The organism is Aquabacter albus (genome assembly GCF_040049275.1).
Taxonomy (GTDB): domain Bacteria; phylum Pseudomonadota; class Alphaproteobacteria; order Rhizobiales; family Xanthobacteraceae; genus Aquabacter.
Genome location: NZ_JBDZDT010000007.1, coordinates 406,270 through 429,528, shown reverse-complemented (window position 1 = coordinate 429,528; position 23,259 = coordinate 406,270). Strand labels below are relative to the sequence as shown.

The window sequence follows — 23,259 nt, the reverse complement described above, 5'->3', positions numbered from 1 at the left end:
GCCGCCCTATGCGAACTTGTTGTTCCGAGGGAAACCCTTGGGCGGCAGGCGGCCGGAAGTAGCGCGCTCGCCCTGCCAGTCGAGCAGTTCGTTCACCGTCCAGGTGCGGCCGGAGGAATCTTCCCAGGTAAGGCCGTCCGCGCGGGCGAACACCTTGAGGTCGGATACGCCGCCCTCCTTGTAGCGCTGGAGCCGGACGCCCCGGCCGCGTGCCATTTCCGGCACCTGGTTGAGCGGGAAGAGGAGCAGCTTGCGATTGTCGCCGATGACCGCAACCGTGTCGCCCACAACGGGCACGGCCGCGTAGGCCTTCTCCGGCGGGTCTACGGTGAGCACCTGCTTGCCCTTGCGGGTATTGGCGAGGCAATCGTCCTCGCCCACCACGAAGCCGCGGCCTTCCCGGGTGGTGACCAGGAGCTTGCCGCCGGCCTGATAGGCGAAGACGCGGACGATCTCCGCCTCCTGCTCCATCTCGATCATCAGGCGGATGGGCTCCCCATGGCCGCGCCCGCCGGGCAGCTTGGAGGCATCCAGCGTGTAGAAGCGCCCGTTCGAGGCGAACACCATGATGCGCGAGGTGGTCTCGGCAAAGAAGGCATGGGCAAGGGTGTCGTCGCCCTTGAACTGGAGGCCGGACAGGTCCTGCACGTGGCCCTTCAGCGCCCGGATCCAGCCCTTGTCGGAGACCACCACTGTGATGGGCTCGCGCTCCACCAGCGCCTCGGTGAAGGCATCCTCATGGATTTCGGGCGCCAGCGCGAAGCTGGTGCGGCGGCGGCCCAGTTCGGTATCGGGGCCGTAGGCCTTGCGGGTCTCGCGGATCTCCTTGGCGATGGTCCGCCACTGGGCCGGCTCGGAAGCGACCAGCTTGTTGAGCTGGTCCTGCTCCTTCGAAAGCGCGTCGTGCTCCTTGCGGATCTCCATCTCCTCCAGGCGGCGCAAAGAGCGCAGGCGCATGTTGAGGATGGCTTCCGCCTGGGTGTCGGTGAGCTTGAAGGTCGCGATGAGCGTCGCCTTGGGCTCGTCCTCCTCGCGGATGATGCGGATCACCTCATCGAGATTGAGATAGGCGATGAGATATCCGGCCAGGATCTCCAGCCGCCGCGCGATCTCAGCGAGGCGGAACCGGGAGCGGCGCAGCAGCACGTCGCGGCGATGGGCCAGCCATTCCCGGAGCGCGTCGGCCAGCGACAGCACTCTGGGGATTTGCCCGCGCACCAGCACATTCATGTTCAGCGAGACGCGCGCCTCAAGCTCGGTGAGCTTGAACAGGCTCTCCATGAGCACTTCGGGGTCCACCGTGCGGGCACGGGGCTCCAGAACAAGGCGGATGTCCTCGGCGCTCTCATCGCGCACATCGGCGAGCAGCGGCAGCTTCTTGTCGGTCAGAAGCTCGGCGATCTTCTCCACGAGGCGCGATTTGGGCACGCCATAGGGAATTTCGGTGATCACCACGAGATAGGTGCCGCGCCCGCTTTCTTCCTTGTGCCAGCGCGCGCGCACCCGGAACGAGCCGCGCCCGGTGGCATAGGCTTCCGCGATGCCCACCGGATCCTCGACCAGGATGCCGCCGGTGGGAAAATCCGGGCCGGGCACGAACTGGAGGAGATCGGAGGCCGGCGCCGCCGGGTGATCGAGCAGGTGCAGCGCCGCGTCCAGAAGCTCGGCGGCATTGTGGGGCGGGATGGAGGTCGCCATGCCCACGGCAATGCCCTGCGAGCCGTTGGCCAGCAGGTTCGGAAAGGCCGCCGGCAGCACGGACGGCTCGTCTTCCGAGCCGTCATAGGTGGGCCGGAAGTCCACCGCGTCCTCATCGATGCCGTCCAGAAGGAGGCTCGCGGTCGCGGTCAGGCGCGCCTCGGTGTAGCGCATGGCGGCGGCGTTATCGCCGTCCACATTGCCGAAATTGCCCTGCCCGTCCACCAGCGGATAACGCTGGGCGAAATCCTGGGCGAGGCGCACCAGCGCGTCATAGACCGCCTGGTCGCCATGGGGGTGGAACTTGCCGATGACGTCGCCCACCACGCGGGCGCATTTCTTGAAGCCCTGTCCCGGATCGAGCCGCAACTGCCGCATGGCGTGCAGGATGCGGCGATGCACCGGCTTCAGCCCGTCGCGCGCATCGGGGAGCGCCCGTTGCGTGATGGTGGACAAGGCATAGGCCAGATAGCGCTCTTCGAGCGCGGTCTTCAGCTCGACGGGCTCAATGGCACCGTCGCCGGGCGGAATCGTGCGTGCGGCCATGGTTCGCAGTAGCGCGATGCACCGCGCGGCACAAGGCGCAGTGCGGATGACGCAGCGGCTCGAGCATATCTTGCACAGCTTTGTCCCGGATCGGCCGCACCTCTGCCGCAAGAATGAAGAAAATGCAGTGATTCGTTTAAGAGTATGAATGCACGTTCAATCGTGCAGTAATTCAACACCTGTAACCATACCGCGAATTCATGTTTTGATTTTTCATGGAACACAACAGCGACATTCGGACGTTTCACCTTACAGCCAGGTGCTGAACGGCGCCAATGCAGGCTCTCTAGGAGTAGGCGATATGAAACGACTTGTTGTTGCTATGTGCGGTGCGGCTGCGCTTGGCGTTGCGTCCTTGGCGACGCAGGCGAGCGCCATGCCCCTTTCCACTACCAACCCGCTGAAGGGCTCGGAAGTTTCGACGCAGGCGCAGGACGTGGCCTGGCGCCGCGTGTGCGGGCCGGTGCGACGCGGGCCGGTGGTGGTGACCCGGTGTAACAATGTCTGGGTCGGCCCGCCGCGCGGCCGCGGCTATTACGGCAACGGCCCGCGTCCCGGTCCGGGCTATGGTTATGGCGCTCCTGGCCCCCGCTACGGTTATGGCGCTCCCGGCCCGCGGTATGGTTACGGCGGTCCCCCGCGCGTTGGCATCGGTTTCTACTGATCCCAGCGTCGCATAGAAGCGATGAAGGCCGCGCGGGCATCCGAAAGGACCAGCCCGCGCGGTTCCAGGATACGGCGGGTGAGGAAATAGCCCGTCAGCCCGAAGGCCTGTTCGACCTCCGCCATGGTGGGCGTCACCTGACTGGCCAGAAGGAAGGTCGGCAGCGGCAAAAGCCGCTCCGCAAAAGGCGCTCCCGCCGAGGCCGAGACCGCCCGCCCGCTCTTGGGCGAGACATAGATCAGGTCATCCCGCCGGCCGGTCGAGGCGCATGAATCCAGTTCCAGCCCGAATCCCAGTTCCGCCAGCATCGCCACCTCGAACCGCGCCAGCAGGATGGCGGCGGACGTGGGCTCCTCGAACGCCTCGAGGATGGCGTCGAGAATGCCGAACAGGCCGGGATGGGGATCACGCTCGGGCAGAAGATGGATCAGGCTGGTGATGTGGCTCATGCCATAGGCGCCATGGGACAGGCGCATGAGCGCCTCAGCCCGCAGCTTCAGCGGCTCCACGGTGAAATTGCCGAGATGGTCGTCCAGCCGCGCCCGCCACGTGACAAGCAGCTTGTTGCCGGGCTGGAGGATGGGGGCCTGCCGACGGGATTGTCCGCCGCGGACCAGGCCCTGATGCCGCCCCCGCGCATAGGTCATCACCTCGACGATGGCGCTGCCCTCGCCGTGCCGCCGCACGCCGGTGACGATGCCTTCGTCGGTCCATTCCACGGTGGCGTCAGCCCCCCTTCGGGAATTCCAGGCCCATCTCGCGATAGCGCTCCGGGTCGTCCGCCCAGTTCTCGCGCACCTTCACGAACAGGAACAGATGGATTTTCTGCTCGGTGATCTCGGCGATTTCCGCCCGGGCCTCCGTGGAGATGGCCTTGATGGTGGAGCCCGCCTTGCCGAGCACGATCTTCCTCTGGCTCTCGCGTTCCACATAGATGGTCTGCTCGATGCGCACCGAGCCGTCGCGCAGCTCCTTCCAGGAGTCCGTCTCGACGGTGGAACGGTAGGGCAGCTCGTCGTGCAGGCGCACGAACAGCTTCTCCCGCGTTACCTCCGCCGCCAGCATGCGCATGGGGGCATCGGTGATCTGGTCCTCGGGATAGAGCCAGGGGCCGGCGGGCATGTTCTCGGCGAGCCAGCCCTTCAAATCGTCCACGCCGTCCCCGGTGAGGGCCGAGACCATGAACACCTGCTCGAAGGGCAGCCGGGTCGTCAGCTCGGTGGTCAGGGCGAGGAGGGTATCGCGGCGGATCAGATCGATCTTGTTGAGGATGAGCGCGCGCGGGCGCTTCACCTGGGCGAGCGGCCCCAGCAGGGCCTCGATGTCGGGGTCGATGCCGCGCTTAGCGTCCACCAACAAAGCGACGAGGTCGGCGTCCGAGGCACTGGTCCAGGCGGTGGAGACCATGGCCCGCTCCAGCCGCCGGCGCGGCGAGAAGATGCCGGGCGTGTCCACCAGGATGATCTGCGCGGCGCCGTCGATGAGGATGCCGCGCACGATGGCACGCGTGGTCTGCACTTTGTGGGAGACGATGGAGACCTTGGTGCCCACCAGCGCATTGGTCAGCGTGGACTTGCCCGCATTGGGCGCGCCGAGGAGCGCGACGAAGCCGCAGCGGGTTTCCTGCGGCACGGCGGGCGTCAGCGCCTGGGGCGCATCCTCTTCCGCGTCGTCGTCTTCCGCATCGTCCTCGTCGGAATCATCATCATCGAGGTCTTCGTCGTCGAACGCGTCATCCTCGGGCTCCCGCCCGTCGACGTCCTCGTCCTTCCGTCCGTCGATCTCCAGATCCTCGCTGTTCACGTCTTCGATTTTCAGGTCCTCGATCTCTTGATCCTCGCTCATGCCTCGCTCCCTTCCGCAACGCCCTCGCGAGCGAGAAATGCGGCGGCCGCCGCCTTCTGGGCTTCCTGCTTGGAGGCGCCGGGCGCCTCCGCCGTCTGAAGCCCGGGCAATTCTACAGCAACAAGGAAGCGGGGCGCATGGTCGGGGCCGCTGCGCGACACCTCCCGATAGGCCGGCGGGGGCAGCCCGCGCGCCTGCGCCCATTCCTGGAGCACGGTCTTGGGGTCCCGCAAAGGCCGCCGGGGCGCTTCCAGCCGGGCGCGCCAGAACCGGTCCACGAGCTTGTGCGCCGCCTCGTAACCGCCATCGAGATAGGCCGCCGCCACCACGGCCTCTGCGACATCGGCCAGAATGGCGCGCCGCTTGCGCGCGCCGGATTGGGCCTCGCCGGGACCAAGGCGCATGCAGGCGCCGAGCCCCATATCCTCCGCCACCTCCGCGCACGCTTCCTCGCGCACGAGATCGGCAAGGCGGCGGGACAGCTCACCCTCTTCCGCCTGCGGGAAGGCGTCGAACAGCATGTGCGAGACGATGCTGCCGAGCACGTGGTCGCCAAGGAATTCCAGACGCTGGTAGGAGCGCAGGCGCGGCGCCTCGCCCTTCACCGCGCTGATATGGGTCAGCGCCAGATCGATCAGCGCCTTGTCCGCGAAAACATAGCCGATGCGCGCTTCGAGCCCGGCCAGATCGTCACCCTCAAGGCTCATCGGACCATCGTGAACAGGCGGGCCCAGCGCACGGTCCAGGGCCACATCCACACCTGCCAGGCGGCGGCGTGCTCATCCACCGAGAAGAAGATGATCTGCGCCTTGCCGATCAAATTCTCAAAGGGAACATAGCCCACCTGGCTCAGCACGCGGCTGTCGGCTGAATTGTCCCGGTTGTCGCCCATCATGAAATAATGGCCGGGGGGGACGTTATACACCTGGGTGTTGTCGTAGAAGCCGTTGTCGACGATATCGAGCGTCTCGTAGGAGACGCCGTTGGGCAAGGTCTCCTTCCAGCGCTTCACTGGCACCATGCGGCCCGAGCCGTCATCCTCGGTCACGTCGGAGAGGCGCTCGCGCTTCACCGGAACGCCGTTGATGTTGAGCACGCCCTCGATCATCTGGATCTTGTCGCCGGGCATGCCGACCACGCGCTTGATGTAATCGGTCTCGTTGTCCTTCGGCAGCTTGAACACCACCACGTCGCCGCGCGTCGGCTCGGAGCCGAAGATGCGGCCGGTGAACAGGTTCGGCGAGAAGGGAATGGAATAGCGCGAATAGCCGTAGCTGAATTTGGAGACGAACAGGTAGTCGCCGATCAGCAGCGTGTCCTTCATGGACCCGGAGGGAATGTTGAAGGGCTGGAACAGGAGGGTGCGGATCACCAGCGCGATGAGGAGCGCATGGACGATCACGCGAACGGTTTCAATAAAACCGCCTTCCTTCTTGGAGTCGCTGGTCGCTGTCATTGAGTTTCCGGTAAGTGTCCAGGCGTCGATGCCTGAGTCTTGTCGCCACAGACGGCCGCACCGCCGCATCGCGCCCCAAGGACAACGTGCCAATTCAGTCCGTGCAGCCGGGTTTCTATAGACGCTTCACGCTGCCCCGGCAACGCAAGGCCCACCTTGCCCACCACGGCGATAACCTGCCCTTCCGGCATTCCCGCGTTACACCCGTGTCGCTTCGAGCAGCCCGTCCGGGTCCACGTCGAAACGCGCACGCATGACGCCGAGGGCGTTGAGATTGCCGTCACGATAGCTCACCTGGCCCACATGGAACCATTTGTCCAAGATCAGGTGCGCCCGCACATGCTCATAGCCCGGCACGAAACCGGAGCGGACCTCGGCGGGGATGAAGGCCGCCTCATCCATGTGGCGGTAAAGGGTGGTCCACATGCGCCCGCCAGTGTCGAGGCCGAGCATGCGGTCGGTGCCGAAATTCACCTTCGACACGGGAATGCGGTCGAGGTCGAACAGCGAATAGCCCGGCCAGAGATACCATGCCCGCGACCGGTCGTGCCGCTGGACGTAACCGTAGCAGGGCTGGCCGGCGAGGCGCGCCATCATGTCGTCCGGCGCCAGAGGAATGAGGTCGTGATCGAGCGTCGCGAAACGCCGGACGCCCGACGGCAGGACCAAATTGCGCAGGATCCAGTTGAGCGCGGTGGCGTGGGAGCGCGAGGAGAAGCGCTTCACCAGCGGCGCGCGCGGCAGGCGGCAATAGATGCGGCCCGCCTGCTCGCAGAAGGCCCTGATCTTCGCAGGGGCGTCCGGATCGTCGGAATTGTCGCAGACCACCAGCGGTGTGTCGGGCAAGAACCTCGCCATGGCATCGGACAGCAAAGCGATGGCGGACGGCACGTTGAAGGCCACGGTGAAGGCCACAAGCGGCGCATTCAGCCCGCGGATCTCCTTGACCACGCGTGCCTGATCGGGGCTGCGGCGCCGGTAATGGACGGCATCCAGCAGCTTGTAGCGCATATGGAAAAGGCTTTGCTGGACCGAACCGGCAAGAAGCACGTCGCGAAATTTAGGTCGACTCACCCGTACTGGCTCCCATGGGCAGCCCCGATTCCCGGGGACCCGGCTCCGCGCTGATGATCACATAGGCGGCGCAAAGCGGTCCCTCGTCGGTGAGGCTGAGCTCGATATACGCCTGATATCCAGGCGGAACCATGGCCTTGAGCCGCGCCGCAGCGCCGCCTGTGAGCTGCAATGTCGGCTTCCCCGAAGGCAGGTTCACCACCTCCATGTCGCGCCAGAACACACCGTGGCTCAGCCCCGTGCCCAGAGCCTTGGAGCAGGCTTCCTTGGCGGCGAAGCGCTTGGCATAGGTCTCGGCCCGGCGCATGCGCCGGTCCGCCTTGGCCCGCTCGCCGGGGGTGAAGACACGCTCGAGGAAGCGGTCGCCGAACCGCTCGATGGACTTGGCGATTCGGCGCGCATCGCAGAAATCGGTGCCCAGCCCGACGATCACGCCACATGCTCCAGGCGGGGATCGGCGCGGCCCTTGGCGATGCATGCGCGCATCCGCTGAACCACCGCATCGAGGCCAGAGAAGATCGCCTCGCCGATCATGAAGTGGCCGATATTGAGCTCCGCGATCTCCTCGAACCCGGCGATCATCTCGGCTGTGGCGTAGTCGAGGCCATGGCCGGCATGGACCTCAAGGCCGAGGGTCGCCGCCAGCGTCGCACCCGCCTGGAGCCGCAGGAATTCCGCCTCTGCCTCCGCTGCCTCGCCCGCCGCGCGGTGGTCGCACCAGGCCCCCGTATGCAGTTCCACGATATCGGCGGAGAGCGCCTGCGCCGCCTCGATCTGGCGCAGGTCCGGCGCGATGAAGAGGGAGACGCGGATGCCGGCGTCCCGCAAGATGGCGATCTTCGGACCGAGTTCGGCGGCCTGACCAGCCGCATCGAGCCCACCCTCGGTGGTGCGCTCCTCGCGCCGCTCCGGCACGAGGCAGCAGGCATGGGGCTGCGTCTTCAGGGCGATGGCCACCATCTCGTCGGTGGCCGCCATCTCGAAATTGAGCGGCAGGGCCACTTCCGCCTTGATCCGCGCCATGTCGGCATCGCGGATGTGGCGCCGGTCCTCGCGCAGATGGGCGGTGATGCCGTCCGCTCCCGCCGCCATGGCAAGGAGCGCCGCGCGCACCGGATCGGGATGCACGCCGCCGCGTGCGTTGCGCACGGTGGCCACGTGATCGATGTTCACTCCGAGCCGCACCGGCGCCGCGCTGCGCATGATCGCTCTCCTCTTGTCTTAGCCGTTCGACCGCTCGACGCTGGATACCACCGCGCGGGCCCTCAGGTCCGAAAGAATGCCGTTCAGGTGGCGCAAGTCGAACACGCCGAGATCGATGACCATTTCCGTGAAGTCCGGGGAGCGCGAACGCATCTCCAGGCCCTCGATATTGCCGTTCCGCTCGGCAATGGCGGCGGCGACCTGGGCCAGCGAGCCCGGCTCGTTCACCGCCGTCACCACGATCTGGGCGGGGAACCGGCCCTCGCTCAGCTCATCCACATCCCACCGCACGTCCAGCCAGCGCTCGGGCGTCTCCTCGAACTTCTGGAGATCGCGGGACTGGATGGGATAGATGGTGATCCCCTCCCCCGGCGTCAAAATGCCGACGATGCGGTCGCCCGGCACGGCGCCGCCCTTCGGGGCGAAGCGCACCGGCAGATCGCCCTTGATGCCCCGGATGGGAATGGCGCTGGCATCGTCGGGGATGTCGGGGATCTTGAACTTGAGGTTCTGCCCCTTCTTCAGCTCGAACCAGCCTTCCCCGTTGGGCGCCTTGTTGGAGCTGCCCCGCTCGTCCGCCCGCTGGGCGGTCCAGTCGGGATGGACCGCGCGCACGAGGTCGTCCGCCTTGATCTCGCCCCGCCCCACGGCGGAGAAGACATCGTCCAGGGTCGAGCGCGCAAGGCGCGGTATGCCCTTGGCGAGGGCCTCCTCTGAGAACAGCTTGCCGGCGCGCGCGAAGGCCCGCTCGGCGATCTTGCGCCCGAGGCCGGCATATTGCGCCCGGACCGCCGCCCGCGTCGCGCGCCGCACCGCCGCCCGCGCCTTGCCGGTGACCGCGATGGTCTCCCAGGCGCCGGGCGGAGTCTGGGCCTTGGAGGTGATGATCTCCACCTCGTCGCCATTCTTCAGCTCGGAGACGAGGGGCGCGATGGTGCCGTTGATCTTGCAGCCCACCGCCGTGTTGCCGACGTCCGTATGGACCGCATAGGCGAAGTCGATGGGCGTGGCCCGCCGCGGCAGGGCGATCAGCCGGCCCTTGGGGGTGAAGCAGAAGACCTGGTCGTGGAACAGTTCGAGCTTGGTGTGCTCCAGGAACTCCTCGGGGCTGAGCCCCTGGGAGAGGTTCTCGATGGTCTTGCGCAGCCAGCCATAGGCGCGGCTCTCATTGGAAAGGACGATGGTCTGCTCGCCCGAGGCGTCCTTGTAGAGCGCATGGGCGGCGATGCCGAACTCGGCGATATCGTCCATGTCCTGGGTGCGGATCTGCAATTCCACCCGCTGGCGCCGGGGGCCGATGACGGTGGTGTGCAGGGAGCGGTAATCGTTGGGCTTGGGGGTCGAGATATAGTCCTTGAAGCGGCCCGGCACGATGGGCCACTTGGTATGGACGATGCCGAGCGCCCGGTAGCAGTCCTCCACCGATTTCACGATCACGCGGAAACCGTAGAGGTCGGAGAGCTGCTCGAAGCCGATGGCCTTGCGCTCCATCTTGCCCCAGATGGAATAAGGCCGCTTCTCGCGCCCCTTCACGATGGCCTTGATGTCCCGCGAATTCAGTTCCGCCTGGAGTTCGTGCTCGATCTCCTCCACCAGCGGCCCGTTGCGCTCCCGCAGCTCCGCCACGCGGGTGGTGATGGAGGCATAGGCTTCCGGGGAGAGCTGGCGGAAGGACAGGTCCTCCAGTTCCTCGCGCATGTCCTGCATGCCCATGCGGGCGGCCAGCGGGGAATAGATATCCAGGGTTTCCTGGGCGACCCGGTCCCGCTTCTCCTGCGGCACGTATTTCAGCGTGCGCATGTTGTGGAGGCGGTCGGCGAGCTTCACCAACAGCACGCGGACATCGTCGGCGATGGCGAGCAGCAGCTTGCGGAGGTTTTCCGCCTGCTTCGCCTGCTTGGAGACGAGGTCCAGCTTCTTGATCTTGGTGAGGCCCTCCACCAGCTCGGCGATCTGCTTGCCGAACAGGCGCTCGATCTCGGCCTTGGTGGCGCCCGTATCCTCGATGGTGTCGTGCAGCAGGGCCGCCACGATGGTGGCGTCGTCCAGCTCCAGGTCCGTGAGGATGGCCGCGACTTCGAGTGGGTGCGAGAAATAGGGGTCGCCGGACGCGCGCAATTGCGTGCCGTGCGCCCTCATGGCGTAGACATAAGCGCGGTCGAGCAGCGCCTCGTCGGTCTCAGGATTGTACCGGCGGACGCGGTCGACGAGCTCGTACTGGCGCATCATGGCCGAACGGACCGTCGCAAACAGGCGGAGGCATGGCGCCTCCTGGGAAATTCCATTCCCAGGATATCGCCCGCCTGCCGCATGGGCGCAAGGCTGAAATTGCCTTCACGCCCAAATGCATAGCTGCCTCAAGGAAGAAGCAGGGTGGAGCCCGTTGTGGCCCGGCCTTCCAGGTCGCGATGGGCCTTCTGCACATCCCTCAAGGCGTAGGTCTGGTGGATGGGGATTTTCAGCGCCCCTTTCAGCACCGCCTCGAACAGATCGTTGGCGGTGGCGTAGAGGTCTTCCTTGGTGGCGATGTGGGTGTTGAGCGTCGGGCGCGTGGCGTAGAGCGAGCCCTTCTGCGACAGCAGGAGCAGGTTGAAATCCTTGATGGCGCCCGAGGCGTTGCCGAACGAGACCCAGAGTCCACGCGGCTTCAGGCAATCCAGCGAGCCGGGATAAGTGTCCTGCCCGACGCCGTCATAGACCACGTCGCACCCCTTGCCCTTGGTGATCTCCTTCACCCGGTGCACGAAATCCTCCTCGCGATAGAGGATCACCTCGTCGCAGCCATTGGCATAGGCGAGCTCGGCCTTGTCCTTGCTGCCGGCCGTGCCGATGACCTTCGCACCGAGCGCATGACACCATTGGGAGAGCAGGAGCCCCACCCCGCCGGCCGCCGCCTGGATCAGCACCGTGTCGCCGGGCTTCACCTCATAAGTCTTGCGCACCAGATATTGCGCGGTCATGCCCTTCAGCATCATCGCCGCCGCCGTGCGGTCGTCGATGGAGGCCGGCAGGTGCACCAGCCCGCCCACCGGAATGTTGCGCGCCTCGCAATAGGAGCCGGTGATGGTGGCGTAGGCGATGCGGTCGCCCACGTGGAAGTCGTTCACATGGTCGCCCACGGCCACCACGACGCCCGCGCCCTCATTGCCCGGCACGAAGGGAAGCACCGGCCCCTTGTAGAGGCCGGAGCGGAAATAGGTGTCGACGAAGTTGAGCCCGATGGCGGTATGCCGGATCTGCACTTCGCCATGCCCCGGCGGGGGAAGGTCCACGTCCTCATAGGTCAGGACCTCCGGTCCCCCGTATTTGTGAATGCGGACCATTCCCACCATGTGCATCGCCTCCCGCCCTTTGCGGCGCCACCCTCAGGACAGCCGCTCGCTGGGCCGGGATGATAGGGGCTGGCAGCGGGCCGGCAAGCGGCGGCGGTACAAAAAGCCGTCAGGAGTTTTCGCCCTCGACGCATGGCCTTATGATAGGTGCGTCGATGGAGAATGGCGGAGAGACGCGCGTGGGTGAGTCTATCGAATGCGACGTCGCCGTGGTGGGCGCGGGTCCCGCCGGCCTTGCGGTTGCATTGGGGCTGGCGCGGCGCGGGGTGCGGACCACCCTCATCACTGGCCCTGAGCGGGCGCGCGACCACCGCACCACCGCCTTGATGGAAGGCTCCGTCCGCTTCCTCGCAAGCCTCGATGTGTGGGAGCGCCTCGCGCCACATACGGCGCCGCTGCGCGACCTGCGCATCGTCGATGCCACCCACCGCCTGGTGCGCGCACCCGAGGTCAAGTTCCGCGCCAGCGAGATCTGCCTCGACGCCTTCGGCTACAATATCGAGAATGAGGCCCTGCGCGGCGAGCTGATGGACGCGGCCCTCGCTTTGCCCAGCCTCCATGTGGCCCGCGCCTCGGTGACGGGCCATTCGGCCGATGCCGGGCACCTCACCCTCTCTTTGGATGATGGCGCCGCCGTCACGGCACGGCTCGCCATCGCAGCCGACGGGCGCAACTCCCGCATGCGCGAGGCGGCGGGCATCCGCATGCGCTCGCGCGCCTATCCGCAGGTGGCCCTCACCTTCACCGTGCGCCACACCCGGCCGCATGAGGACATCTCCACCGAATTCCACACCGAGACCGGCCCCTTCACCCTCGTTCCCCTGCCCGGCAAGCGCGCCTCCATCGTCTGCGTGGTGAGCGAGCGCGACGCAGTGCGGCTTCTGGGCCTCGACCCGCCTGCCCTCGCCCGCGAGCTGGAACGGCGCGCCTTCTCCCTCCTCGGCGCTTTCGAGCTGGAGGAAGGACGCGGCGCCTTCCCGTTGGCGGCGGAGACGGCGGAACACCTTGTCGCCCCTCGTCTGGCGCTGGTGGCGGAGGCGGCCCATGTGATGCCGCCCATCGGCGCACAGGGGCTCAATCTCGGCCTGCGGGATGCGGCGGCGATCCTGAACCTTGCGGGCGACGCGGTGAGCCTCGGGGAGGATCCCGGCAGCGAGAGCCTGCTGTCGCGCTACGCCTCCGATCGCCGGCGCGACATCGACACCCGCATGGCGGCCGTGGACGTGCTGAACCGCTCGCTGCTCTCCGACCTCGTGCCGGTGCAGAGCCTGCGCGGCCTCGGCCTCTATCTGATGGACCGCGTCGGCCCCTTGCGCCGGGGGCTCATGCGGCTGGGGGCGGGCCTGAGGGCGGCGTGAGCCTTCACCAGAGGCCGCCCAGCGGCAGCATGTGCTGCTGGAGCAGATAGAGCACGCCTGTCACCGTCACCACCGAGGCGGTCGTGCCGAGCAGCACGGCGGCCGAGGCCTGTTCCACATAGACATTGTATTGCCGCGCCAGAACGAAGCAGTTCAGCGCCGGCGGCAGCGAGGCCATCAGCACCCCCGTCTCCACCCAGCTGCGCGAGACGCTGGCGAGGGTGGTGAGGCAGATGAGTGCGATCACGGGGTGGGCCAGGAGCTTCAGCGCCAGCAGCGGCGCCAGTTCCGGCGGCGCCTTGCCCAGTGGCCGCAGCGCCACCGTGACCCCCAGCGCGAACAGGGCGCAGGGCGCGGCGGCGTTCTTCAGGAAATCCAGCATGCGCTCCACCGCGCCGGGCGCGCGGAATTCGAGCCAGGCCGAAAGGATGCCCAGCAGGGTCGCGATATTGAAAGGGTGGGTCAGCACCCGCTTCACCACCAGATGCAGCGTCGCGCGGAGCGACCCCTTGCCCGAATGCACCGCCACCAGCAGCGGCACGAGGGTGAAGAAGAAGATGCTGTCGCAGGCGAAGATGAGCGCCGCCGGCGTCGCCGCCTCCTGGCCAAGGGCCGCCAGCGTCAGGCCCGGCCCCATATAGCCGACATTCGCATAGGCCCCGACCGTGGTGGCGATGGCCGCCTCGCTGAGATTCCCCCGCCGCAGCCACAGGCTCAGGGCAAGCGCCAGCATGGCCGTGCAGAAGGTGGAAACCACCGCCGCCAGGATGAAGCCGGGATTGACCAGTTCCGAGAACGGCGTCTGCGCCACGATGCGGTAGAACAGCGCCGGCAGCGCCAGATAGATGATGAAGAAGGACAGCCAGGAAAGCCCCGCCTCCGGCAGGTGCACGAAGCGCCCGCAGCCGTAGCCGAGGAAGATGAGGCCGAAAAAGGGAAAGGCGAGGCCAATGAGGTCGGACATGAAGAACCGCGGGGATGTATGCCCCCTCATTAAGTGAACGGAAAAGTTTTCACCACCTCCTTGGAAGCTGCCCGCAGCACTAGGAACCGCAAGGATTTCCCATGACCGCCGCCGAGATCGAGATTCGCCCTTTGGAGGCCGGCCAGCATGAAGCCTGGCTGCCGCTCTGGCGGGGATACCAGGCCTTTTACGAAGTGGACATTCCCGCCGCGGTGTCCGAGGTGATGTGGGCGCGCCTGCTGGACGCTGCTGAGCCCATGTGGGGCGCGCTGGCGTGGAGTGGCGCGAAGGCCGTGGGCCTCGTGCATGCGATCCAGCATCGGTCCTGCTGGACCGTTGGCGATTATTGCTATCTCCAGGATCTGTTCGTGGACCCCGCCATTCGCGGCGCCGGCATCGGGCGCGCGCTCATCGGCCATGTGTATGAGGCGGCGGAGCGAAATGGCTGCTCACGGGTCTACTGGCTGACGCACGAGACGAACACATCCGCCATGGGGCTCTATGATCAGGTGGCGCAGCGCTCCGGCTTTGTTCAATACCGCCATTTTCTGCGGTAGCGGGCACGGTGCTCGGCCACCTTTACGGAAATCCACAACACGCCCTTGAATCGCAAACCCCATCAGCGTAGGTTCCGCGCCTCGCTTCGGCGCCTTGGCGCCCGCAAGCCTATGCAGCTGTAGCTCAGTTGGTTAGAGCGCCGGTCTGTGGAACCGGAGGTCGGTGGTTCGAGCCCACCCAGCTGTACCATTCCACACAGCCTGATGGTCATGCCGCTTTCGTGCCACGCTTTGCCTTGGTGCGCGCAGCTCCACGAGGCGACGCCGCGGTCATGGGAATCGGCGTCACGCGCGGCGCCTCCTGCGCCGGACGCACTGCCGTGCGCAGGTCTTCCACCAGGGCAGAGAAGGCCGCATGGCGCGCCTCCGCGTCCGGCACCCGCAGGATGGAGGAGGGATGGACCGTGGACATGCCTCTCAGGCCGCCCGGATATTCCACCTCCAGCCCCCGCTCCCGCGACAAGACCACCTTGCGCCCCGCCAGCGCCTGCGCCGCCGTTGCTCCGAGCGCGATCACCAGAGAGGGCCGCACCAAAGCCAGCTCCTGATCGAGCCACCAGTGGCAGGCCTGAATCTCCCCCCGGTCGGGCCGTTTATGGATGCGCCGCTTGCCGCGCGGCTGGTGCTTGAAGTGCTTCACCGCATTGGTGACATAGGCCTGCTGTCGGTCGAGGCCGGCTTCCGCCAGCGCTTGGTCCAGGAGGCGGCCGGCCGGGCCGACGAACGGGCGACCTTCAAGGTCTTCCTTATCGCCCGGCTGCTCGCCCACGAGCATGATCCGGGCGTCCGAAGGTCCCTCCCCGAACACCGTCTGGGTCGCATCCCTGTAGAGCGGGCAGCGCTCGCACCCCGCCGCCTCGGCCGCCACCGCGCGGAGCGGGCCGGAGAGTTGCTGAGAAAAGCGCGCTGCCTTTGCCACGGGTTCAGGCGACCACAACCCACGCGCCGGCCTTGCGCAGTTCGCCGCGCGGCAACTCCGGCTCCTTCTGCTCGAAGCCGTTCGCGGCGAGGATCAGGACGCGGGCATTGCGGATGTCAGTCATGGTCGGGTTTCTCCGTGCCTTGAGCCCCACCTTCTCCGAACGTCCTGCCCTCACCGATGTTCCTCGCAGGCCGGTCCTGCAGGAGGGAGGGACCGCCCGTTTGATTCCTGAGGGCTGCGCCAGCTTTGGAAGTTGCGCTGCCCAACGTTTGACCACATACCCGCGGGGGCGGTGGTGGAAGCAGCCCACACGGCTATATTCTCTGCGACGAATGGTCTTGGAGCCGTTCGGAATTTGACGACGGCAGGCATTGCCTCTTGGAGTTTGTTCAACCGCCGCTTTAGCTCTCCATTCCTGCTGAGCTGGCCGGCAGAATTGCCATTGGTGATAGCGTGACCCACCCTGTTTCTTCTCCCCCGCCCCCCGTCGCCCTGTGTGACTATGAGCACCTCGCAGAACAGCGCCTGTCGCCCAACGCCCGCGCCTATCTGGAGGGCGCTGCCGCAGACGAGATCACGCTGACCGAGAACAGGGCCGCCTTCGACCGGCTGCGCCTTTCAAGCGCGGTGCTCCGGGACATGAGCGAGGCCAGCACCCGCACCCACCTTCTGGGTCTTGAGCTCGACCATCCCATCCTCCTGGCGCCGGTGGCGTACCACAAGCTGGCCCATCCCGACGGCGAGCTGGCCACCGTGCACGGCGCAGGCGCCGCCCGCGCCGCAATGGTGGTGAGCACCCAGGCGAGCGTTGCCCTGGAAGACATCGCCCGCGCGGCCAAGTCGCCGCTCTGGTTCCAGCTCTATATCCAGCCGGACCGGGGCTTCACTGCCGAGCTCGTGGCCCGCGCCAAGGCCGCCGGCTACAGCGCGCTGGTGGTCACCGTCGATGCCCCGGCGAGCCTGCGCAACCGCGAGCAGCGGGCCGGCTTCCGTCTGCCGCACGGCGTCGAGGCGGTGAACCTGAAGGGCATGGCATCACCGAATGTCGCTGCCGGGGCCATCGGCGAGAGCCCGCTTTTTTCCGGCTTCCTCGCCGGCATCGCCACCTGGGCGGACATCGAATGGCTACGCGGCATCTGCGACCTCCCCATCATTCTGAAGGGCGTCCTCTCGCCCACTGATGCGCACAAGGCGGTGGCGGAAGGCGTGCGGGGCCTCGTGGTCTCCAACCATGGCGGCCGGGTGCTGGACACCCTGCCCGCCACCATCGAGGCGCTCCCCCGCATCGCTGACACCGTGGAAGGACAGGTGCCCATCCTCCTGGACGGCGGCATCCGCCGGGGCACCGACATCCTCAAGGCGCTCGCGCTCGGCGCGTCCGCCGTCATGGTCGGCCGGCCCTACATGCACGCGCTGGCGGTGGCGGGCGCGGCGGGCGTCGCCCATGCGATCCATCTGCTGCGGGCGGAACTGGAGGTGGCCATGGCCATCACCGGGCGGGCACAGCTCGAGGAGATCGACGACACCGTCCTCTGGCGTCCCTGACCTTAGCGGAACCCTTTCAGCCACGCTTGCGTTCTCAGGACAGCAAACGGAGGCTTCAGCATGCCCAAGGCCGCTCTCTACACCATCATCGCCGTGCTCCTCGTGGGCGGCGGCGTCCTTGCCTATCAGGCCCTGGAGCGGGACCGGAACACGCTCCAGATCGAAGTCGGCCCCAATGGCATGAAAGTGGACCCGCCAGGTCGCTGAGGGCACCCACGCACCATTCAGCCGCGCCAGATTCCCCTGCGTCATCAACTAATTAATGGCTAAGTTGGAACGGCCTTCGCAGGCTGTCGTTCTGTTCATATGGCTGGGACGGCAACACCTACCAAGGAGAAACCCATGGCCAACCCCGATAACAATCGTGGTGGATCTGGGAATTTTGCCCAGGATCGTGAGCGTGCATCTGAAGCCGGCCGCAAGGGTGGCCAGCAGCAGCACGGCAGCCAACAGGGCACCCAGGGCCAGCAGGGCCAGTCCGGTACCGACAACCGCCAGCAGGGCGGCGGAAATTTCGCCCAGAACCCCCAGCGCGCCGCGGAATCCGGCCGTGAGGGCGGGCGTAGCACCCCGGATGAGAAGCGCTCCTTCTCGCAGGACCATAACTTGGCCTCGGACGCCGGCCGCAAAGGCGGCCAGCGCTAAGGCCCACCAAACTGGTGCTTAACCGGCACGGGAAGCCCCTCTCCTCGGAGAGGGGCTTTTTTTCATGCGCTGCGCTTTCGCGCGCGGATGACACCCCGCGCGCAGGTGGGATAGGGTCCCCCCGTTTTTTAATTGGGGGATTGTCTGATGCGTCGTCGGGATTTTCTGGCCGGGGTTGGCGCACTTGGCCTTGCTGCTCCTCTCATGGCGCGCGCCGCCTTCGCCCAGGGGGCACCGGCAAAGCCCCCAACCGACCAGACCGTCGCCCGCCTCGCCATCTATCCCGCACTCGGCATCTGCCGCGTCGGCGGCAGCCCGGAATTCTTCTACGCGCCGGAAGTGCCTGGCCTGCCGCCGATTCCCGACGGCAGTTACAAGGGCAGCGACGAGCACATCAAGAAGCAGGCGCAGCGCTTCCGCGTCTATGCGTTCAACGCCGCCGGCGAGGTGCTGCGCGAGGTGACGAGCGCGGAGGCCAACATCGAATGGTCCGTGCGCGTGGCGAACACCAAGGGCGCCTGGTACGGGTTCAACAATCCCCTCGACAATGGCGAGCTTGCCCCCGGCCTTCCCGGGACGCTGCGCAACCAGGCCATCAGCGACTGGAAGGCACGCGGGGAGATGCTGGTGATCGACACCGGCGTCCATAAGGTTTCCGGGCGCGGCATCAATCTCAGCGGCAACAATCCCGCTTATGCCATGGTGGGGCAGTTCTGGAAGCGCGAGCGGGTGAAGCTCGCCGCCCTCGGAACGGACGATGCCGGGCGCCTTGTCGTATTCCCCGGCGACGGCGTGGCGAAGTCCGCCATCCCGAACAATCCCATCACCAATTTCTCCGACAATGATGGCTGGCACGACGATTGGTGCGACGGCCCGGTGGATGCGCGCATCACCTTCAAGGACGGCCGGACGGTGGAGGCCGAGAATGCCTGGGTCGCCTGCTGCGGCCCCGACTTCGCGCCGGAGATTCCCGCCTTCATCACGCTCTACGACGTGATGACCGACGTGGCGATCGATGCGGGCTGGCTTCCCGAGGTGAAGCCGCCTTATTCGTTCCGGCGCGACGTCTATCCCCTCTTCCGCAGCCTCGATCTGATGGACTGGGTGGCGGCCGCCTCCGCCATGAGCCGGCAATATGCGGATATGGGCGACCTCAGCAATCCCGCTTATATGGCGAAGCTCGCGGACCCCTCCCCGGCCAACAAGGCGCTTCGCCAGAAGGTGTTCGCCGCCTTCCGCGACCCCGACAAGAATCCCGCCACGGACCAGGACCAGCAATTCAAGGTGCCGCTCATGCTGGGCGACGGCATCAATTATACCGCCTCGCCCTTGCGCTGGTTCCGCATTCCCAAGCACCAGTATGCGATCCTGAAGGCGTGGGCGGACGGCGCGTTCATCGCCGATCTCAACCCCGAAGCGCCCGAGCCGGCCATCGGCTTCGAGGAGATCCCGCTGGCCCAGCAGCCTGAGGCCCTCAACCGGGCGGCGCTTTCGGCCTGCTCCGGCGGCGCCTTCCATCCCGGCGTCGAACTCACCTGGACGCTCCGCCACAAGGAGCTGTTCCGCGGCGCCTACCGCATCCGCAAGGCCGAGGACCGGGACCCCACCCTCGTGCAGGATATGGGGCTGCTGCTCACGCCCGAAAAGGCGTTCGGCGGCTTCGAAAAGACGCCCGCTGCAGTCGGCCCGCAGATGCCCGGCGACCTCACCCGCTGGATGGGCCTGCCCTGGCAATGCGACGCCTTCAGCTGCCAGCAGGTGCTGTTCGCCCACGACTTCCTGAACGCCACCTGGTGGCCGGCTCTGCTGCCCATCGATGTGCTGCCGGAGATGAACTACAACGCCCTCATGGATGCGAGCCTCGACCCGGCGGAGCGCATCAAGTTCTTCGGCGCCAGGGTTGCGTGGTCGCGCGGCGCGGCGGGCATCGGCTATCACGCCAATGCCAGCTATACGGACGGCCTCAACCGCATGATCTATCTCTGGGAGCGCATGGGCTTCGTGGTGAGCCGCCCCGGCCCCAAGGATGCCGGGAAGCCGAAGGAAATCCCCGCCAAGCTCTATGTGGAGGTCGGCCGGGGCTCCATGGACCTCACCCTCAACTCCCCGCCCTTCCTCGGCATCATCCCGCCGCCCAAGCCCTGATCGGCGATGGTGGAGCGCGTGCGCCTCGCCATCGCAGGCGCAGGCATCGCCGGGACTGCCGCGGCCCTCACGGCCGCGCAGGCCGGCGCATCCGTGGTGCTGCTCGGCCCTCCGCCCACGGGCGGGGACAGGCCGGGCGAATCCCTGTCCGTCTCGGCGGGCGGCGTCATGGCCGAACTCGGCCTCACTGAGCTGGTGAAGGCAGGGCCGCATCGCCCGAACCTCGTCACCCATGCGGCCTGGGGCCTCCCCGTCCTCGCCCAGCGCCACGCCATGATGCATCCGGAGGGCGGCGGGTTCGTCCTTGATCGCCCCGCCTTTGAGAAAGGGCTCGCCGGGCGCGTGGAAGACGCCGGCATTCCCTGGCTCCGCGCCAGTGTCGTATCCGCCGTGCCCGCCTCGGGAAACGGCTGGGCGATGACGCTCTCCGATGGCACCCGCCTCGCAGCGGATTTCGTGATCGGCTGCACTGGCCGCGCTGCCATCATCGCCCGCCGCCATGCGCGCCCGTTCCGCGCCGACCGGCTGGTCGCCGCCTATGGGTTCCTGTCCCGCAGCGATTCCGAGGTGGAGCCCACGGCCGCGACGCTCATCGAAGCCGTAGAGAATGGATGGTGGTATGCCTCCCTCCTCCCGGACGAGCGGCTGAGCCTTGCCTTCTTCTCAGACCCCGATCTGCTGCCGCGTGGGCTCTCGCGCGACGTCGGCCTGTGGCAAGAGCTGGCGGACGAGACGCGTTTCATCCGCCGCTGGCTGGAGAGCGCCACGTTCGAGATGGCGGCCCCGCCCCGCCTCGCCAGTGCGGCGACCACGTGGCTCGCGCCCGCGGCAGGAGAGGCCTGGGCCGCGGCAGGAGACGCCGCCTGCGCCTTCGACCCCCTCTCCTCCCATGGCATCGCGACCGCCCTCTGGACCGGCCGCAAGGCCGCTCTGGGCGCCATCGCGGCGCTGGGCGGAGATGAGGCTCCATTGCGAACCTATTCCGAAACCCTTGCCGGCGCCGTCACCGACTTCCTCCTCCAGCGCGCCCGCATCTACGGTGCCGAGCGCCGCTGGCCTCAGGCACCCTTCTGGGCCCGCCGGCAGCGCTGACGATACGGCCGGGCCCGCCGCAAAGGCCAAGGTTCCGCTACGCTTTCTCAACCCTCTTATTGCCGGGGACGGAACCGCACGCGCGCGGGGGTGTTGCACCTAGGCCGGAACCATGAATCCGGCACCTTCCCCCTTTGAAAGGCATTTGATGCGGTGTCGTAGCGTTGTTATCGCGGCCCTTCTCCTGGCCGCTTCGCCCCTTGCATCCCTGTCGAGCGCACAGGCGCAAACGCCATACGGGCATCCCGGTCAGTACAATCAACCCGGCCCACACAACCCGCCAGGCCAATACAATCCGCCCGGCCCCCGCGGCCCCAACGGGTATGTCCAGCCGCGCCCGCCGGGTGCGCAGGCCAATCCCTATGCCTGGCGCAAGAAGGGTGGGCACCTGCCGCACGGGCGCGGGCAAGTCGTCAATGATTACCGTCGCTACAAGCTCAAGCCGCCGCCACGCGGCTATCACTGGGTGCGCGACGGCGACAACTACATGATGGTGGGCATCACCAGCGGCATCATCTCCAGCATCCTGAGCGGCATTCACTGAAGGCCGGCGGTTACCTCTAAAGCGGTATGACCGATCCCGCTTTAGAGCACGCTCCCTATGGCCCTCTATGCTGTGCGCCGAATCTTGCGATGATTTAGCCAGCCCGAGGCACCAGCCCCCCGCCCCCGGGCACCGGGCTGAGCGGTTCTGCAACGCCGCTCAGCCCACCCCCCTCTTCAAAGCCCGAGGATCAGCCGCCCCACCGCATTGTGCCGTGGAGCGACGCTTCGGCATCCCGGCGGCGGCGGTTAATCCTTGAGATCCGCCGGTACCTTCCCGCCATTCTCCGCCAACTTCCGCAGCACCTGCTTGTGGAGCCATACGTTCATCGTGGCGCTGTCGCCGGTGTCGCCGGAATAGTTGAGCTCCTTCGCCAGCTCCTTGCGGGCGGCCAGCGAGGAATCAATGTCGAGGAGCTTCATTAGGTCGACGATGGAGTGCTTCCAGTCGAGCTTCTCCTTGTTCTTCGCGGCAAGGCCATCCAGGACCGCCGCGACGTCCACAGCGTCCGCCTTTCCGCCGGCCGGTGCGGAAGGCGCTGACGATGCCGCGCCCGCTGTGGCCCCGCCCGCAGGCGCCTGTGCCTCGGTCCCGGCTGCCGGCGTCGCGGCGTTGGCACTTTGGCCGAATATGGTCGACATGATCCGTCCGAACACACTCATCCTGTCCTCCCACGATCTGTGACGGAGCAGGAACCCGCGCGCGTGGAAAAAGTTCGGTCTCATGACCGTCAGCGCTCGGCGGACACTCCGCGCGCCGCGTGATTCGACGCAAAGGACGGATGCTCGATCGCGCGTCGTCGTATCCCCCATCTGGGGGATGCCCATGCGTCAGAAAACATGGATGATCGGTACACCCGTGGGGACTATCCGACATTCGCCCGATGGGTGGGGGGCAGAGTGACAATTGCGTGTCGCTCAGCCCCCTTTCCTTTTCGGGCTGAGCAATAGCTTCCCCAATCGGTTCGGCCTCTGAGCCCCCGCCAGGACGCGCCTACCGGCATCCAGTCATGGTGATTGCCGAAATGCTCCGCAGAATGGCGGATAGTCTCTCCCGATCCCTCAGCTGCATCAGGGGCGCGCTGTCCCGCACCGCGGCCTCGCCAGGAGACCTGCCGGAGACGCTGCACGCCCTGGGCGGCGCCATCGCAATGCTGAGGAAATCAGGGAAAGTGGCGGGAGTGACGGGGCTCGAACCCGCGACCTCCGGCGTGACAGGCCGGCGCTCTAACCAACTGAGCTACACCCCCGAAGCGCGCTGTGCCCGGTGAGGCGGCGCGTCGAGATGGCGGGTGATAAAGGCCACTTCCCTGCAAGTCAAGCGACCGTCGCCGCATTGACATGCCCTGTGCAAAACATCGCGTCAAAAGGCGTAGATTGCAGGGCTGTCGGAGGAAAATGGTGGGCGGTGACGGGCTCGAACCGCCGACCCTCTCGGTGTAAACGAGATGCTCTACCAACTGAGCTAACCGCCCATCCGCGGAGCAATAAGCGTCGTGCTGCGTCGACGCAAGACGCGAGCCCGCGACCGCCCGCCAGACAGCGCGGCGACGCAGAGCGGGCAACTAGGCGCCAGATAAGAGAAAGCCGCCCAGAAGGGCGGCGCGGCGGGCGCGGGCCATACAGACCCGGCCTCGCCGGAACCCGGGGGCGCCGCAGGCCGATGCGGC

The 23,259-nt window shown here is 66.8% G+C and carries 22 protein-coding genes and 3 tRNA genes; 10 read left to right on the top strand and 15 right to left on the bottom strand.

The genetic code is table 11. From position 1 onward, the window contains the following. Window positions 1–6: 6 nt before the first annotated feature. Window positions 7–2,244 carry a DNA topoisomerase IV subunit A gene (parC, locus tag ABLE91_RS20060; protein ID WP_348933678.1) on the bottom strand — a complete coding sequence of 746 codons (2,238 nt, stop codon included), beginning with the start codon at window positions 2,242–2,244 and terminating at the stop codon, window positions 7–9. A 376-nt stretch (window positions 2,245–2,620) separates the two neighbouring features. Here parC and ABLE91_RS20055 point away from each other — a divergent pair, with 376 nt between their 5' ends. Then, window positions 2,621–2,908 carry a hypothetical protein gene (locus tag ABLE91_RS20055; RefSeq protein ID WP_348933677.1) on the top strand — a complete coding sequence of 96 codons (288 nt, stop codon included), beginning with the start codon at window positions 2,621–2,623 and terminating at the stop codon, window positions 2,906–2,908. Here ABLE91_RS20055 and recO read toward each other — a convergent pair. The 9 genes from recO to ABLE91_RS20010 all read right to left on the bottom strand — a co-directional run bounded on the left by recO (window position 2,902) and on the right by ABLE91_RS20010 (window position 11,818). Beyond that, the gene (recO, locus tag ABLE91_RS20050; protein WP_348933675.1) at window positions 2,902–3,627 is read right to left on the bottom strand and encodes a DNA repair protein RecO; all 726 of its coding nucleotides are present in this window, start codon (window positions 3,625–3,627) and stop codon (window positions 2,902–2,904) included. The genes ABLE91_RS20055 and recO overlap by 7 nt on opposite strands. 7 nt (window positions 3,628–3,634) lie before the next feature. Further along, on the bottom strand, window positions 3,635–4,753 hold the full coding sequence (gene era, locus ABLE91_RS20045) for a GTPase Era (RefSeq protein ID WP_348933674.1): 1,119 nt from the start codon (window positions 4,751–4,753) through the stop codon (window positions 3,635–3,637). Beyond that, window positions 4,750–5,460, bottom strand: coding sequence for a ribonuclease III (gene rnc / locus ABLE91_RS20040; protein ID WP_348933672.1), 711 nt, complete (start codon window positions 5,458–5,460; stop codon window positions 4,750–4,752). Before rnc ends, era begins: the two co-directional genes overlap by 4 nt. Then, on the bottom strand, window positions 5,457–6,209 hold the full coding sequence (gene lepB, locus ABLE91_RS20035) for a signal peptidase I (RefSeq protein ID WP_348933670.1): 753 nt from the start codon (window positions 6,207–6,209) through the stop codon (window positions 5,457–5,459). The genes rnc and lepB overlap by 4 nt, the downstream gene beginning before the upstream one ends. A 198-nt stretch (window positions 6,210–6,407) precedes the next feature. Beyond that, on the bottom strand, window positions 6,408–7,283 hold the full coding sequence (locus ABLE91_RS20030; RefSeq protein ID WP_348933669.1) for a hypothetical protein: 876 nt from the start codon (window positions 7,281–7,283) through the stop codon (window positions 6,408–6,410). After that, complete coding sequence (gene acpS / locus ABLE91_RS20025) at window positions 7,270–7,716, bottom strand: holo-ACP synthase (RefSeq protein ID WP_348933668.1); 447 nt, start codon at window positions 7,714–7,716, stop codon at window positions 7,270–7,272. The genes ABLE91_RS20030 and acpS overlap by 14 nt, the downstream gene beginning before the upstream one ends. Next, the gene (locus ABLE91_RS20020; protein ID WP_348933666.1) at window positions 7,713–8,486 is read right to left on the bottom strand and encodes a pyridoxine 5'-phosphate synthase; all 774 of its coding nucleotides are present in this window, start codon (window positions 8,484–8,486) and stop codon (window positions 7,713–7,715) included. Before ABLE91_RS20020 ends, acpS begins: the two co-directional genes overlap by 4 nt. Before the next feature lie 18 nt (window positions 8,487–8,504). Continuing rightward, a complete protein-coding gene (locus tag ABLE91_RS20015) occupies window positions 8,505–10,715 on the bottom strand; it encodes a RelA/SpoT family protein (RefSeq protein ID WP_348933664.1) in 2,211 nt (736 codons plus the stop codon). A 128-nt stretch (window positions 10,716–10,843) separates the two neighbouring features. After that, window positions 10,844–11,818 carry a quinone oxidoreductase family protein gene (locus ABLE91_RS20010; protein ID WP_348933663.1) on the bottom strand — a complete coding sequence of 325 codons (975 nt, stop codon included), beginning with the start codon at window positions 11,816–11,818 and terminating at the stop codon, window positions 10,844–10,846. Window positions 11,819–11,997: 179 nt separating this feature from the next. Between ABLE91_RS20010 and ABLE91_RS20005 the strand changes: the two genes are divergently transcribed. Continuing rightward, window positions 11,998–13,176 (top strand): UbiH/UbiF family hydroxylase, encoded by a 1,179-nt coding sequence (locus tag ABLE91_RS20005; RefSeq protein ID WP_348933661.1) that lies wholly within the window; start codon window positions 11,998–12,000, stop codon window positions 13,174–13,176. Between the two features lie 4 nt (window positions 13,177–13,180). Here the strand turns inward: ABLE91_RS20005 and ABLE91_RS20000 are convergent, their stop codons facing one another. Then, on the bottom strand, window positions 13,181–14,140 hold the full coding sequence (locus tag ABLE91_RS20000) for an AEC family transporter (protein ID WP_348933659.1): 960 nt from the start codon (window positions 14,138–14,140) through the stop codon (window positions 13,181–13,183). Between the two features lie 101 nt (window positions 14,141–14,241). On the opposite strand from ABLE91_RS20000, the gene ABLE91_RS19995 reads away from it, so the two are divergent. Both ABLE91_RS19995 and ABLE91_RS19990 read left to right on the top strand, forming a co-directional pair. Next, entirely contained in the window at window positions 14,242–14,697 is a 456-nt protein-coding gene (locus ABLE91_RS19995; RefSeq protein ID WP_348933658.1) for a GNAT family N-acetyltransferase, read from the top strand. A gap of 113 nt (window positions 14,698–14,810) precedes the next feature. Beyond that, a tRNA-His gene (locus ABLE91_RS19990) sits at window positions 14,811–14,887 on the top strand. 18 nt (window positions 14,888–14,905) lie between these two features. On the opposite strand, the gene ABLE91_RS19985 is transcribed toward ABLE91_RS19990, so the two are convergent. Continuing rightward, window positions 14,906–15,616, bottom strand: coding sequence for a UdgX family uracil-DNA binding protein (locus ABLE91_RS19985; RefSeq protein ID WP_348933656.1), 711 nt, complete (start codon window positions 15,614–15,616; stop codon window positions 14,906–14,908). Between the two features lie 456 nt (window positions 15,617–16,072). Here ABLE91_RS19985 and ABLE91_RS19980 point away from each other — a divergent pair, with 456 nt between their 5' ends. From ABLE91_RS19980 to ABLE91_RS19955, 6 genes are all read left to right on the top strand, one after another. Then, window positions 16,073–17,164 (top strand): alpha-hydroxy acid oxidase, encoded by a 1,092-nt coding sequence (locus ABLE91_RS19980; protein WP_348933654.1) that lies wholly within the window; start codon window positions 16,073–16,075, stop codon window positions 17,162–17,164. 60 nt (window positions 17,165–17,224) lie between these two features. Further along, window positions 17,225–17,371: a hypothetical protein gene (locus tag ABLE91_RS19975; protein ID WP_348933652.1), complete on the top strand. Its 147-nt coding sequence runs from the start codon at window positions 17,225–17,227 to the stop codon at window positions 17,369–17,371. 135 nt (window positions 17,372–17,506) lie between these two features. Next, window positions 17,507–17,809 (top strand): con-10 family general stress protein, encoded by a 303-nt coding sequence (locus ABLE91_RS19970; RefSeq protein ID WP_348933650.1) that lies wholly within the window; start codon window positions 17,507–17,509, stop codon window positions 17,807–17,809. Window positions 17,810–17,956: 147 nt separating this feature from the next. Continuing rightward, complete coding sequence (goxA, locus tag ABLE91_RS19965) at window positions 17,957–19,954, top strand: CTQ-dependent glycine oxidase GoxA (RefSeq protein WP_348933649.1); 1,998 nt, start codon at window positions 17,957–17,959, stop codon at window positions 19,952–19,954. 6 nt (window positions 19,955–19,960) lie between these two features. Next, a complete protein-coding gene (gene goxB, locus ABLE91_RS19960; RefSeq protein WP_348933648.1) occupies window positions 19,961–21,046 on the top strand; it encodes a glycine oxidase maturase GoxB in 1,086 nt (361 codons plus the stop codon). Between the two features lie 148 nt (window positions 21,047–21,194). Next, window positions 21,195–21,590, top strand: a complete 396-nt coding sequence (locus tag ABLE91_RS19955; RefSeq protein WP_348933646.1) for an RcnB family protein — start codon at window positions 21,195–21,197, stop codon at window positions 21,588–21,590. 248 nt (window positions 21,591–21,838) lie between these two features. Here the strand turns inward: ABLE91_RS19955 and ABLE91_RS19950 are convergent, their stop codons facing one another. From ABLE91_RS19950 to ABLE91_RS19940, 3 genes are all read right to left on the bottom strand, one after another. After that, window positions 21,839–22,252: a DUF3597 domain-containing protein gene (locus ABLE91_RS19950; RefSeq protein ID WP_348933644.1), complete on the bottom strand. Its 414-nt coding sequence runs from the start codon at window positions 22,250–22,252 to the stop codon at window positions 21,839–21,841. Between the two features lie 510 nt (window positions 22,253–22,762). Continuing rightward, window positions 22,763–22,839 (bottom strand) — tRNA-Asp (locus ABLE91_RS19945). Window positions 22,840–22,988: 149 nt separating this feature from the next. Continuing rightward, a tRNA-Val gene (locus ABLE91_RS19940) sits at window positions 22,989–23,064 on the bottom strand. Between the last annotated feature and the right edge of the window lie 195 nt (window positions 23,065–23,259).

Coding starts and splice junctions, on each gene's coding strand:
- parC (WP_348933678.1), bottom strand. CDS start 2,244: ATGGCCGCACGCACGATTCCGCCCGGCGACGGTGCCATTGAGCCCGTC.
- ABLE91_RS20055 (WP_348933677.1), top strand. CDS start 2,621: ATGCCCCTTTCCACTACCAACCCGCTGAAGGGCTCGGAAGTTTCGACG.
- era (WP_348933674.1), bottom strand. CDS start 4,753: ATGAGCGAGGATCAAGAGATCGAGGACCTGAAAATCGAAGACGTGAAC.
- rnc (WP_348933672.1), bottom strand. CDS start 5,460: ATGAGCCTTGAGGGTGACGATCTGGCCGGGCTCGAAGCGCGCATCGGC.
- lepB (WP_348933670.1), bottom strand. CDS start 6,209: ATGACAGCGACCAGCGACTCCAAGAAGGAAGGCGGTTTTATTGAAACC.
- ABLE91_RS20020 (WP_348933666.1), bottom strand. CDS start 8,486: ATGCGCAGCGCGGCGCCGGTGCGGCTCGGAGTGAACATCGATCACGTG.
- ABLE91_RS20015 (WP_348933664.1), bottom strand. CDS start 10,715: ATGATGCGCCAGTACGAGCTCGTCGACCGCGTCCGCCGGTACAATCCT.
- ABLE91_RS20010 (WP_348933663.1), bottom strand. CDS start 11,818: ATGGTGGGAATGGTCCGCATTCACAAATACGGGGGACCGGAGGTCCTG.
- ABLE91_RS20000 (WP_348933659.1), bottom strand. CDS start 14,140: ATGTCCGACCTCATTGGCCTCGCCTTTCCCTTTTTCGGCCTCATCTTC.
- ABLE91_RS19995 (WP_348933658.1), top strand. CDS start 14,242: ATGACCGCCGCCGAGATCGAGATTCGCCCTTTGGAGGCCGGCCAGCAT.
- ABLE91_RS19975 (WP_348933652.1), top strand. CDS start 17,225: ATGCCCAAGGCCGCTCTCTACACCATCATCGCCGTGCTCCTCGTGGGC.
- ABLE91_RS19970 (WP_348933650.1), top strand. CDS start 17,507: ATGGCCAACCCCGATAACAATCGTGGTGGATCTGGGAATTTTGCCCAG.
- goxA (WP_348933649.1), top strand. CDS start 17,957: ATGCGTCGTCGGGATTTTCTGGCCGGGGTTGGCGCACTTGGCCTTGCT.
- goxB (WP_348933648.1), top strand. CDS start 19,961: ATGGTGGAGCGCGTGCGCCTCGCCATCGCAGGCGCAGGCATCGCCGGG.
- ABLE91_RS19955 (WP_348933646.1), top strand. CDS start 21,195: ATGCGGTGTCGTAGCGTTGTTATCGCGGCCCTTCTCCTGGCCGCTTCG.
- ABLE91_RS19950 (WP_348933644.1), bottom strand. CDS start 22,252: ATGAGTGTGTTCGGACGGATCATGTCGACCATATTCGGCCAAAGTGCC.